The sequence below is a fragment of the Lysinibacillus sp. NPDC097162 genome (genome assembly GCF_044762185.1).
Lineage (GTDB): Bacteria > Bacillota > Bacilli > Bacillales_A > Planococcaceae > Lysinibacillus.
In genome coordinates, this window is record NZ_JBIWDT010000001.1 from 1,804,136 (window position 1) to 1,816,853 (window position 12,718).

General features: G+C 37.0%; 12 protein-coding genes. 3 read left to right on the forward strand and 9 right to left on the reverse strand.

The features are described 5' to 3' along the window. Positions 1–263: 263 nt before the first annotated feature. A complete protein-coding gene (locus ACIQXW_RS09210) occupies positions 264–1,289 on the forward strand; it encodes an S-layer homology domain-containing protein (protein WP_402761396.1) in 1,026 nt (341 codons plus the stop codon). A 228-nt stretch (positions 1,290–1,517) separates the two neighbouring features. On the opposite strand, the gene ACIQXW_RS09215 is transcribed toward ACIQXW_RS09210, so the two are convergent. The 4 genes from ACIQXW_RS09215 to ACIQXW_RS09230 form a co-directional block, all read right to left on the reverse strand. Continuing rightward, positions 1,518–2,567: a 2,3-butanediol dehydrogenase gene (locus ACIQXW_RS09215; protein ID WP_340824062.1), complete on the reverse strand. Its 1,050-nt coding sequence runs from the start codon at positions 2,565–2,567 to the stop codon at positions 1,518–1,520. Positions 2,568–2,587: 20 nt separating this feature from the next. Beyond that, positions 2,588–3,226, reverse strand: coding sequence for a GntR family transcriptional regulator (locus tag ACIQXW_RS09220; RefSeq protein WP_340824061.1), 639 nt, complete (start codon positions 3,224–3,226; stop codon positions 2,588–2,590). Between the two features lie 286 nt (positions 3,227–3,512). Further along, on the reverse strand, positions 3,513–5,258 hold the full coding sequence (gene ade / locus ACIQXW_RS09225; RefSeq protein ID WP_402761400.1) for an adenine deaminase: 1,746 nt from the start codon (positions 5,256–5,258) through the stop codon (positions 3,513–3,515). Between the two features lie 124 nt (positions 5,259–5,382). Next, a complete protein-coding gene (locus ACIQXW_RS09230; protein ID WP_173479112.1) occupies positions 5,383–5,808 on the reverse strand; it encodes a pyridoxamine 5'-phosphate oxidase family protein in 426 nt (141 codons plus the stop codon). Positions 5,809–5,970: 162 nt separating this feature from the next. Between ACIQXW_RS09230 and ACIQXW_RS09235 the strand changes: the two genes are divergently transcribed. Continuing rightward, a complete protein-coding gene (locus ACIQXW_RS09235) occupies positions 5,971–6,597 on the forward strand; it encodes a YczE/YyaS/YitT family protein (protein ID WP_401017291.1) in 627 nt (208 codons plus the stop codon). A gap of 81 nt (positions 6,598–6,678) precedes the next feature. Here the strand turns inward: ACIQXW_RS09235 and ACIQXW_RS09240 are convergent, their stop codons facing one another. The 3 genes from ACIQXW_RS09240 to ACIQXW_RS09250 all read right to left on the reverse strand — a co-directional run bounded on the left by ACIQXW_RS09240 (position 6,679) and on the right by ACIQXW_RS09250 (position 9,350). Further along, positions 6,679–7,314 (reverse strand): 50S ribosomal protein L25/general stress protein Ctc, encoded by a 636-nt coding sequence (locus ACIQXW_RS09240; RefSeq protein ID WP_402761404.1) that lies wholly within the window; start codon positions 7,312–7,314, stop codon positions 6,679–6,681. Positions 7,315–7,592: 278 nt separating this feature from the next. Beyond that, on the reverse strand, positions 7,593–8,513 hold the full coding sequence (locus ACIQXW_RS09245; protein WP_402761407.1) for an S-layer homology domain-containing protein: 921 nt from the start codon (positions 8,511–8,513) through the stop codon (positions 7,593–7,595). A gap of 147 nt (positions 8,514–8,660) precedes the next feature. Next, complete coding sequence (locus tag ACIQXW_RS09250) at positions 8,661–9,350, reverse strand: YjjG family noncanonical pyrimidine nucleotidase (RefSeq protein WP_402761410.1); 690 nt, start codon at positions 9,348–9,350, stop codon at positions 8,661–8,663. A 378-nt stretch (positions 9,351–9,728) separates the two neighbouring features. Between ACIQXW_RS09250 and yfkAB the strand changes: the two genes are divergently transcribed. Continuing rightward, positions 9,729–10,841 carry a radical SAM/CxCxxxxC motif protein YfkAB gene (gene yfkAB, locus ACIQXW_RS09255; protein ID WP_340824052.1) on the forward strand — a complete coding sequence of 371 codons (1,113 nt, stop codon included), beginning with the start codon at positions 9,729–9,731 and terminating at the stop codon, positions 10,839–10,841. A gap of 267 nt (positions 10,842–11,108) precedes the next feature. Here yfkAB and ACIQXW_RS09260 read toward each other — a convergent pair whose 3' ends face one another. After that, positions 11,109–12,101: an LLM class flavin-dependent oxidoreductase gene (locus tag ACIQXW_RS09260; RefSeq protein ID WP_401017300.1), complete on the reverse strand. Its 993-nt coding sequence runs from the start codon at positions 12,099–12,101 to the stop codon at positions 11,109–11,111. Between the two features lie 75 nt (positions 12,102–12,176). After that, positions 12,177–12,602 carry a hypothetical protein gene (locus ACIQXW_RS09265; protein WP_402761414.1) on the reverse strand — a complete coding sequence of 142 codons (426 nt, stop codon included), beginning with the start codon at positions 12,600–12,602 and terminating at the stop codon, positions 12,177–12,179. Positions 12,603–12,718 lie beyond the last annotated feature (116 nt).

Here is a 12,718-nt window from a genome sequence, read left to right on the forward strand (position 1 = left end):
AAAAACACCGCCAATTTTTGTACATGTTCTACAAAAATTAGCGATGCCTATCTTGGTTATAAAAAAGATGAAAAATTGATGTTCGTTTTCGCCGTTTAACTGTCCTATATCGCTGATAGATTCTTCGATATTGCCAATAAAGTCTGACTACTTTTTGACTAGTAAAAAGGACATGCACTTGAAAATATCTAATGGAAACATTTGCAGTTTCCATCTATATCCTGCAAACTAAATAGTATAATTGCTAGAAAGGAAGAATGCTAATGAAACAATTATTGAGTATAGTATTGCTTTCATTACTTATCGTTGCTGGTAACCTCAAGGTAGAAGCAGCTGGTTTTACAGATGTGACCGAAGACCATTTTGCTTATGAGGCCGTCATGTGGGCAGAGGAATATGACATTATTGATGGCTATGCTGACGGCACGTTCAAGCCGAATGCGACCATTACCGAGCAACAATTTGCAAAGTTACTTGCAAATTATTATGAACTAGAAACTCCATATGATGAGTTGAAAAAGCAAACCCCTGCAGCGAATTGGTCAGATGAGTATTATAACCGCCTTGCAAGTTATGGTGTACCTCTTAATGGCTACTTTCATAACAATATCCGAGCAACTGCTATAAAACGTGGGGTTGTTGCACAGGCTATCACTCACCTAGCCGAGGGTAAACGTGGTCTCAATGAATCCATTCAATTTTTACTCGATTCCTATATTTCCACTGGTCAGAACGAGCAATATGAAAATCGTGATTTACAAAAGTTTTTTGGCGTTGCAAACAATATGACACGTGCACAAGTCGTTACATTACTTCATCGCATGGATTCGAGAAATTTTTATACTATTTCTGAAGATGCACAAAACATTTATGATAATCCGAGCAATGCTTCCTTAAATTCACGAGCGATCAATGGACAACATCAGCTAGATAAAACGATGCAGCAAGTGCCTCCTTCAAATAGTCCGTGGGAAGGGACTTATACGTACTACTATAAATGGGGCAAAGGGGCGAATGAGTTTAATCGACGCGACGCCATTATTTCTAATGTCACAAGCAAAACGTTTAACATTTCTTTAACAGCAAGTGATGGTCAACAGTTAGGTAGTGTAGATGGGACAGCTACCATTACATCTAACACTAAGGCTGTAATGAACAGATCTGAAAATGGAAACCGCTGTGTTCTGGAATTCGAGCAACTTAAAAATGCGCTAAAAATAATCGAGGTTGATTGCAGTTCAGAGCGCAATGAAGGTACGAATTTTTCAGGCACATTAAAAAAACAATAAAGTCAATAAGTCACGCCTGTGAAATGAACTTATTAGCTACACTCAAACGCAAAAGAGCATAGACTAACACGTTTATTTTGAAAGATTTTAACATTGTGCTCATTCATCATTTGCGACATGTTGAACATCAATATGTTAAAGGAATAAAAGAAAGAGAGAACTATAATTAGTTCTCTCTTAAAAGATAAATGAGCTTACACTAGTATAAATTCACTAGTTGGCGTTGTATTATTTTTCTCCACTTAACTCAACTAATATTTTAGATTGAGTTTTGTCGTTTGTTAACGCTTCAAAGCCTTTATCAACGATATCATCTAATTTTATTTGGCTTGTGATAATGCCTTGTGGATTTAGCTGACCAGCACCCATTGCATCAATTGTTCTTTGGAATATTGTTGGTGTATAAACAATTGAAGAAAGAAGATTTACACCAGTGTTTGTAAGATGAATTGGATTCCACTCGATTGGTCTCGCAAAAATAGAAACAATCATCATATTACCACGCGCTTTTGTTACATCAATAGCTTGTTTAAAAGTAGGAGCAACTCCAGCAACTTCAAAAGAAACATCTACCCCATCTGCTACAATCGCTCGAACAGCTTGTACAGGATCTTCTTTACCTGAGTTAATAATATGTGTTGCACCTAACTCTTTTGCTTTTTCTAATCGGTTATCAGATAAATCTAATACGATAACTTTGCTTGCTCCAGATGCTTTAGCAGCAATGACTGTCAATAATCCAATTGGACCAGCACCAAACACTGCAACTGAATCTCCTAAAGTAACGCCCGCATCTTTTACAGCTTGTACAGCAACCGCCATCGGTTCTACTAATGCACCATCTTGTAATGTTAAATTATCAGCTAAACGGTGTATATTTGTTTCAGGCACGTTTGCATATTTTGCAAACCCACCGTTTCCATGTAATCCGATGAAATTAAATCCATCATAACGATCGATATCTTCATGTTTGTTTCTATATGTTAAAGTAGGATTAATTACTACTCGGTCTCCTACTTTAAAATTTGTAACCTTAGAACCAATTTCTTCGATTACGCCAGCAAATTCATGTCCCATTGTTAGCGGAGCAATTTCACTCGTTAAATCAGCTTTTGCATCAACCGGTATGAATACTGGACCTTCTTGATATTCATGTAAATCACTTCCACAAATACCTGCCCAAGCTACTTTTACTTTCACTTCATCTTCTCTTAAAGCTCGTAATTCAACCTCTTCTACTCTAATATCTTTTACGCCGTGCCAAACTGCTGCTTTCATATCAATTTCCCCTTTAAAATTTAATTAAAATGATGCCATAAAATAACATCTTTAATAGCATTTCGGGCATTTTCAAAATCCGATATTTCTATACACTTGATAAACGTATGAATGGACATATGATAGGATTCAACGAGATTCATTTTCCATTTTGTTTGTGCAGCTACATTTGTAACAAATATGGTTTCTTTAAAGAAACGTAGCATCGCAATATTTCCAGTAATATCGAAAAACAATTCTAACAGGTGGGCAAACGATACAACATATTCGTAAATATTTTTTACGGACTTTCGTTGTTCCATCGTTTCAAAACGAAGTAAAAGTTCATTTTGAAATTCGGCAGTCCATTTTGTTTCACAATTTTTAAGTGCAAGATCCAACAGGTAATAAAGGGTTTCTAAATAATCCTTCAATTCCTGATCCGAAATAATTTTTACACTTACACCTTTATGTTGTATTTTTTCAACTACACCATCTTTTTGTAAAAGATACAGAGCCTCTCGGACAGGTGCATGACTTACTTGTAACTCTTTTGCAATTTCCGACTCTATCAAACGCTGTCCTTGTTCATATTGACCTGAAAATATGCGAAATAATAATTGCTCAGCTATTTGTTCTGCTATCGTTTTCTTCGAAATTGAATTTTCATTAAACCCCATCTAACCACTCCAATAAATTTATATCCTCTTATTTTAATAGTTCCGTGTATATGGTGGCTAGTAAAAATGTTATCCATTATAGATTATCGATAATCTATAAATGTTATTCTAATATGAAAACGCTTCGATTTCAATAATTTTGAATCAGGCGCAGTAATATTTTTATTCAATAGTACGCAAAAAATGATTATTATCGTATTGTTTAGCCGCATGAAAAGCAGCTTAAGGCATGGATAACAACTAAAAAACGACCTGATTGCATGCTGCTTTCAGGTCGTTTTTATCATTATGCTTCTACCGAAATATGTTGGAATGTTGTGACATCAAATAATCCTGAATCCGTTAATTTTAAAGATGGGATAACAGGCAATGCCACAAATGAAAACGTTAAAAGAAAATGAAAATCTAAATTAGGATTTAGCTCATTTAGTGCAGTGTGTAGACTCGCTAATTGCATTTTGGCATCATGTGCTGTTGCATCTGTCATTAGCCCACCAATTGTTAATGGCATTTCTGCTAATATTTTGCCGTCTGCTACGATCACAAATCCCCCTTGAATTTCTTGAATACGATTAAGGGCCATGACCATATCATCATCATTCGTTCCAACGACTAGTGCATTGTGAGAGTCGTGTGCTACTGTCGTTGCAACCGCACCTTTTTGCAATCCAAAACCTTTCACAATACCAAGACCAGTTGTGTGCAAATGATGGTGGCGCTCGATTACAGCCAACTTTAGTAAATCCTGCTCTACAGATGGAATAAATTTATCCATCGTAACCGGTACATCTACTACTAAATGATTGGTAATAAGCTGATTAGGAACAATCTCCATTACATTAGCTTTTGATCCTTTTGTAAATGGAATGGCAAGCATGTCCGTAGTAATAGGTGGCAAATGCACAGAGCGATGGATATGAGCAGGCACTTCGGGTTCTACACGCGCCGTTAGCATTGTACCTTTTTCAGCAACTTTGACGCCATTTTTCCAGACGGCTTGCGCTCGCATTTTCGTAACATCTTCCACTAAGACAAAGTCGGCTTTATAGCCTGGTGCTATTGCCCCTCGATCGTATAAACGATAGCACTCAGCTACGTTAATTGTAGCTATTTGAATAGCTTGCAATGGCTCCATTCCTTCTTCAATCGCCATCTTGATATCAAAGTTGATGCTTCCCTCTTCCATTAATTCGTCAACATACTTGTCATCTGTACAAAAACCAAAGCGACGCGCATTAATTGTATCTACAGCCGGTAATAAATCACGTAAATTTTTAGCTGCTGAGCCTTCACGTATTAATACATACATTCCTTGCTCTATACGATCTAACGCTTCTTCCGCTGTCACACACTCATGATCAGTATGAATGCCTGCCGCTCGGTAACCTGTAATTTGTGCGCTAGTCAATCCTGCACAATGTCCGTCTACAACAAGGTTAGCTTGTTGTGCTAACCTAATTTTTTCAAGCATGTTCTTTTCGCCATTCAGCACAGCTGGAAAATCCATCACCTCTGCTAATCCACGTACATTATCATTGGTCATAAAAGGGGCTAAGTCTGTAGCAGTAAGTGTGGCCCCTGCATGTTCAAAACGAGTGCCTGGCACGCTGGAAGGCAGCATTACAAAAATATCCATTTCCGCTTTTTTCGCATCATCTAGCATAAACTGGATGCCTTCAGCACCTGCAACATTTGCTATTTCATGCGGATCTGTGATGACAGTTGTCACGCCGTGAGGAACAAGCACGCGACTAAATTCAGAAGGCGTAAGCATTGATGATTCAATATGTATATGCCCATCCATTAACCCTGGGATAACATAATGCCCTTCAGCATCTTCCTCATTGTGAGCAATAAAACGATTTTGTGTATCGAGAGCTACAATTTGCCCATTCTTCACAACAATATCTGCATTCTTCCACGTTAAAGTAAAAACATCTGCAACTTGTGCATTACGCAAAATAAAATCTGCCTCCATTTTCCCCTGTGAAGCCTGTATATTTTCTGCTAGCTGCTGTACTTTTTCTACCATTTTGAGCACTCCCTTTTCTTTTATGACCTATCATGCATGAATGACGAAGGAGTTTCAAGTCATGTTGATTGTTTCGTCTTCATTTTTTTATATACCTTATTACTAGTATGAAAAAAACGACCATTTATAAATGGTCGTTTGTAAATTCTAACTCTTTAGGTGGCTCACCTTTTTTGTTCATCAATCGCATACGAATAGGCTCAATTTTAAGTGTCACCATTTCATCTTTGTTGCCAATGAAAATACCTGTGAAAAATTCTGCTAATTTATTTTTCAAGCCTTCCTCTTCAATTTCTGTAAGCTTCCCTTCAATTTCTACAAACGTATCACCAAAGCCTCCATTATCGTAGCCATATAAAATATGTGTATAAGGATTTTTCAATAGCTCATCGATTTTCTCAGAGTGCTTATTTGTCACTGTATATAATACGAAGTCTTCATTTTGAAATGTCATATAACGTGAATATGGCTTGCCATTTTCAACGGTTGCCATCGTTCCTATTTTTTCTCGATTTAATACTTCTAAAATTTCATCACGTACTGAAGTCATTTCATCCCATCCTTTCATATTCATTATTATTTTACCCCTCGTTCTTAAAGCTAAACCGCCTTTTTTTGAAAAATATGAAATGACTATTTTCGGCGTTTTTCTAAAACTATTGCTATAATACTTTGTTGGACAATATGAATTTTTCAGAATGAGGTTTTAAATATGAAACAAGCTTTTTTTACACGATGTCTATTTTTCATTGCTGGCATCTTAGTTTTATCCTTTGGCATAACTTTAACTATTAAAGGACAATTTTTTGGCGTTGGTTCATGGGATGTTTTACATATAGGGTTAGCCAAAACATTTGGTCTTACAATTGGCACTTGGTCTATACTAATTGGTTTAGCCATTTTAGCATTTGATATGCTAGTGACAAAGAAATTTCCTTTACCAGGTACATTTATAGATATGTTTTTAGCTGGCATTTTTATTGATATTTTCAACTTTTGGCTCCCAGATATTGAGGGCTTTTGGATGCAGCTACTTGCCTACTTAACTGGATTGCTTTTACTTGGTTGGGGCTGTGGCATGTATATGGTAGCGAATTTAGGCATTGGCCCACGAGATACATTAATGCTCTTGATGGTTCATAAGCTAGGCTGGAGTGTTACACGTGCTCGTACGTTAATGGAAGTAACAGTTGCTATTATTGGCTTTTTACTTGGTGGTCCAATTGGAGTAGGAACAGTGCTAATGGCTTTCGGCCTTGGCCCAATTGTACAATTAGCATTAACTTACAATGAGAAATTATTTACAAAATGGACTGGTGTTAAGAGCGCTGTCGTTTAAAAATTATATAAATTCAAAAAGCTTGTGAAATGTAATACTTCACAAGCTTTTTCATGACTAAATTAGTTGTTTGAAAACTCTTTATTCTCTCGGTTCAGCTGTATTTTGCCCTGTCGCTTCTATTACTTCAGGTGTGCCATCTACTGTTTCCTCTTCTTGTACATTTTCTGCTGCTGGAGGCGTGATTGTCACTAATGTATAGTCGTCTTCATTTAAAATTTCAAAGTGTACGTTTTGACGAATATCTCCAACATACAGTGAGGTACCAATTGCAACATTTGTTACGTCGACTTCTACCGTTTCTGGTATTTCCGAAGGTTTCACTTTAATACGAATTTCACGATTTGGTTGTAACAAGAAACCTCCATCTTTAACACCGATAGCATCACCTACTACGGTAACAGGGATATCGACTTCTAGCTCTTCTGACATATTGATTGATTTAAAGTCTACATGCTTTACAAAACCTTTTAACGCACAACGTTGTACTTCTGTTAATACTGCATTTACTTTTTTTCCTTCGACATCTAATTGAAATACACTTTTACTACCAATTTCGCTTAAAACTTTAGCAAATGTTCTGGCATCAAGTGATATCGAAGTGGGCTCCATTTGATAACCGTAAACAACGCCAGGAATGGCACCACTTTGTCTTAGTTTTGTTAATGTTGAGCGTTGTCCTTTATGACGTTTTGTAGCATTTAATATAGTACTCATCAGCATTTTCCCCTCTCGTGAAAACTAGTCTCATAAATGGTTTTGCCCGATCGTTTGTTTTTTATACCTTTTTATAGATTTAATGTGCTCAATTTCACTTACAATATTTTGTTCTTTTTATCGAATATTTCACATAATAAAAACACCTTTTCTTCCTATTAAGGATAAAAAGGTGTTCAATCGCCAATTAGTTTGTAAATTTCGCCGTTAAAAATTGCGTTAATCGCCGTTAGCTCTGCCAATACCGCCGATAGAGTGCCAGGCACTTAAAATGGCACTTATAATCTGCCTGCTGCTTGCAAAGTGACAGCCAACATTTTTGCGAATTGACCTCGTGTAATATACTGATTCGGGTTTAAATTTGCATTGTCATCTAAAGCACCGATTGTATATAGTGTCTGCGTGTGACGTAATAACTCTCCTTGGAATGTATAGCTATCTTCAAAAGGTAAAATGGTTGTATCATCTTTATCTTCTAGCACAAAATCAACTGCATCCAATGTGCGTCCTAGCATCAATATCGCCTGCTGACGTGTAATTTTGCCATTCGGATCAAAAGTAGTTGGCGTTTTGCCATGAATAATGCCTAATGAATGTAAAGCACCTACATGACCACCGTACCACGATGTTTTTAGATTTATGTCTGTAAACTGTTTCGTTGGCTCCTGCTGAAAGCTAAATGCACGGACGAGCAAAGCACTAAACTGTGCACGGGTTAAAGAATCATTTACACCGAAATTATCTGGTGTACGCCCACGAATAATTCCTCGCTCTGCCAAAGTTTGAATGTAGGAGCTATTTGATGTCTTTGCTAAATCTCTGAAATAGAGTTGCTCAGGTTGCACAAACTTCAACTCTGCATTGTTGTGAATTATCGCAACCACTCGATCTCCTTCATCTCGATAGGCAACGGGTTCCATTCCTTTTTTCAATACTTGTTGTAGCACACCGGATTGTCCATTTTTAAAAATGACAACTTCAAGCGGTTGACGGTTATTGACGATATTCGCTTTAATGCTATAGACTCCATTTTTTTCAGCTGCAGAAATTGTAGCACCATAGGCGGAATAGATTGTCATATTTTCTGTTTTCGTATGTACGTAGTGCGTCGATTCATCATAGGCGGAAGCTTCTATCGGGAAAGCGATTGATGCCCCCAGCAATACGAGGATAGTCGTTGTTTGAAATATTCTTTTCATATTGCTCCTCCCTTTTATTATTTTCTATAACTATCATAATAGATTTAATTGTTTAAAAATATAGTATTTTTAGCACATGCTCCTACAGTTACCTACCTAAAAAAACTTCGCCTACTATCAAATAGTAGAGCGAAGTTCCTTTATGAATCATTTATTTAATAACATATGCAACTCATGTAATTTTTTAATTTCATAATGAGGCTTTATATCAGTTGTATTTTGCATATCGCGAATGTTAAACCAGCACGTATCAATCCCTGCTAGTAAACCGCCTTTCACATCAGATGTTAGTGAATCTCCCACAATTAAAGTCTTATCTTTATTTAATCCGTCGATACGGTCAAAAACATAATCAAAAAATGCTGGCATCGGTTTCTGATAGCCCGTTTGCTCTGAAATAAAAATACCTTTAAAATATTTTGCTAAATCTGCATCTGCTAATCGTTTATTTTGTGTTTTTGTAATACCATTTGAAACGACATATAAATCGTAACTGTCTGCAAGTTGTGCAATCAGCTCATATGCTCCATCTACGTAATGATGTGCTTCCTGCAAATACTTTTGGAAAACAGTTTCAACATACTCGCCGTCTACCTCTATGCCAAATTCCTTTAACGCGATTGAAAATCGAGTATTATGTAGAGAAGTTTTCGTTACTTCGCCTCGCTCAAAAGCACGCCACATTGACTCATTAATTTCTTTATAGCGGGTAATCATAGTCGGTGTAGTCGCAATTTTTTCTTGTTCAAATAAACGTTTTAGTGCTGCATCTTCAGCTAAATTAAAATCTAATAAAGTGTCATCTACATCAAATAATAGTATTTCATACTTACTCAAAACAAATTCCTACTTTCTTCGTTACGGTCTTCCCGCCTTGCTTTCTCTATCATAACGTTTTTTCAGAAAAATAGCAGTGTAAACACTCATTCTTTTCTTTGCATTCGCGTATTAAAAGAAACCCGTTTTTGGACAATATGCTGCCATTGTGTACATGCAAAAGTATTCTAAACATAATACCACATGCCTATTTCGTTTATCATTGTAGTTTTCTTCCAAAGATTGAAAAGCGCTGAGGATATTTAGAAGCATTTTTTATATCGATACACGAATAAAATTTCCAAGAAAGGACAAAAAAATGCTCTTTCAATAATTTCATATTTGAAAATATCACTGAATATGAGACAATAGAATGCTAGAAAGGAAGATGTACGAAAAATGACGACCTTACAAAAAATTACGCCCAGCTTTGATCCGTGGGAAGCCTATTTAGATGTCGAACAACATGGGCACATGACCCTATCAAATATTGAATTTACAACAACAACCCTTTGTAATATGCGCTGCGCTCACTGTGCTGTAGGCTATACATTGCAAAATAAGGATCCAGAGGCACTGCCAATGGACATAATCACAAAACGCCTTGATGAAATTCCACACTTAAAAACACTTAGTATTACTGGTGGCGAACCGATGATGTCGAAGAAATCAGTTCAAAATTATGTACTACCCCTATTAAAATATGCACATGCACGTGGAGTTCGTACGCAAATCAACTCGAACTTAACAATCGAGCCAGAACGTTATTTACTCATTGCACCTTATTTAGATGTTTTACATATTTCTCATAACTGGGGTACAGTTGATGAGTTTGTTGAAACAGGATTTGCAATGATGGCACGTAAACCTACCTATGAGCAACGTGCAGCTCTTTTCCAACGCATGATTGATAATGCGCGTATGCTTGCTGAGCATGGCGTTATGGTTTCTGCTGAAACAATGCTTAACAAAAAAACGTTGCCTTACTTAGAGCACATCCACAACCAAATTATTAATGAGATGCAATGTGCTCGTCATGAAGTACATCCTATGTATCCGTCTGACTTTGCAAGTTCACTAACATCTCTTTCTCTAGAGGAAACACGTGCAGCGATCCATCATTTACTTGATGTACGCGATGAAAATACTTGGATGCTCTTTGGTACATTGCCGTTTTATCCTTGTAGCACTAATGAGGAAGATCAAAAACTATTAAAACGGTTACGAGAGACTAAAAACGTCACAATGCGTAATGATCCAGACGGTCGTTCACGACTAAATGTCAATATCTTTACAGGTGATGTCATCGTTACAGACTTTGGTGATGCATCAGCTCTCGGTAATATCGTTCATGATAAACTACCAGCAATTTTCGATAAATGGATGGCTACAGATTTAGCAAAATCTTTAAACTGCCACTGTCCAGCTGTGAAATGTTTAGGTCCGAATGTCTTAGTTAAAAATATGTATTATCAAGACACTACTTTTATGAGCGGCTCAGCGAAACTTTAACTATAAAAAATGTCCAATGCAACTGAATGCATTGGACATTTCTGCTGTAGATAAACTTTCATAAATCGTTGATTTCCGTTCCATTCCCACTCTTTTTCGCAGACACGCACAGAACGTATGACGTTGGCACCTCGCAAGTTAGCGAACGTTGCGATTTACTGTACTGAGCAGACAACAACGGTACAGCAGAAAAAGTGTTAGATTGATGGCTGTCAATCTAACACTTTTTCTCTTTTGTCTTAATTTATTTCTTAATATAGCTATTTGTTAAATCAATTCATTTGCCAGTAGTTTATAGCAATTCAAGCGACTTTCCTGCGCATATTGATTGCAGTTTAGCATCACTTCATCAAAGCCATATTGTTCCTGCTCTGCTACTAAAAATGCTGCAACTTCCTTCGGTGTGCCTACAATATTTGCTTTGCGGTTGTTGGCAATCATCATTTTATCCATCTCTGTTAATGGATAATCCTTCGCCTCTTCTGGTGACATCGCCTGAATAATTTGCCCCTTCATAAGCTGAAGGCGCGTAATATCAATTGGCTTAGCTAAGTATTCCGCTTCCTCTAACGTATCAGCAACCGTTGTTGCATAGGTAACGATAATTTGCGGTTTTTCCATATAATAAGAAGGTGTAAAATAAGATTTATACGTATCAAAAATATCTTTGGACATATTGCCCGTAAAGAACTGAGCATACGAATAACCTACACCACGTTGCCCTGCCTGCATGGCACTTTGGCCACTTGAGCCGAGCAACCACGCTTCTGGTAATTGTATGTTAGTAGGCGAAGCAATCACTTGATCATAGACAGACTCGCCCGTTTTTTGATTATTCATCAATTTTAAAATGATATCGAGCTTATCATATTGTTCATTAAAATGTTGTCTACGTCCCTCTGCTAATGCATAGATTGATGCATGGTCTCCACCAGGAGCACGGCCAACACCAAAGTCAATGCGATTCGGTGCTAGTGCACTTAATGTTTTAAATACTTCTGCCAGCTTGTAGGGAGAATAATGCATCATCATGACGCCCCCTGTGCCAATCCGCAGACGTTTTGTTTTCGCCGCTAAAAAGGCTGCTGTAATTTCAGGTGCTGAGCTTGCTAGTGATTCGCTATTATGATGCTCTGCTAACCACATGCGATTAAAGCCAAGTTCTTCTCCTAAGAGCGCTAATTGTTCTGTACGCAAAAAGGCCTGTTCAGCAGTATGACCTTTCGGTACAGGAATTTGATCTAAAATACTTAATTTCAATGAAAACACCCTCTCTGTCTGTATGCTCTCCTTTCTACTGTAATATAGTCATCCCTTTTTACAAAGCAAAAGCACTTACTGATATGCGAGCTGTTTCATTTCCCAAGTTTCATAAACAATGCCAACAAGCATTCCTTTTTGTTTTGAATCAAGTACAACATCGTTAAACTTCATTGCAAAAAGCTTAAACTCAGTTGCTTCCTCATTCACTATGAATTGTAATATGGCATGTCCTTTTTCGTCTGAAAATAGAATATCCCCTGAAAGCTCCACGACATGTTGACCCGTTTTCGCCTTATAATAACGCCAATACGGCTCTGTAAAAGCATAATTAAAGGCATCACGGACTTTCACGTCAGCAAAATCAACCAAATATCCTTCCTTTACTGTATCGATATATACATTATCCGTAATATCTTTTTTCGCATTAAACACATACCCTACGAGCACACCCATAAATACAACACAAACAAACACTCGAAAATGATTTCCTAAAGACAAATGTCATCACGTCCCCTTTACGCAAAAACACCATTTCCTTCATAATACATTAAAATAATTACATAAAGTAGAATATTTTTGTATTTTGTAGATTTTTATAGTTCTTCAACAAATGA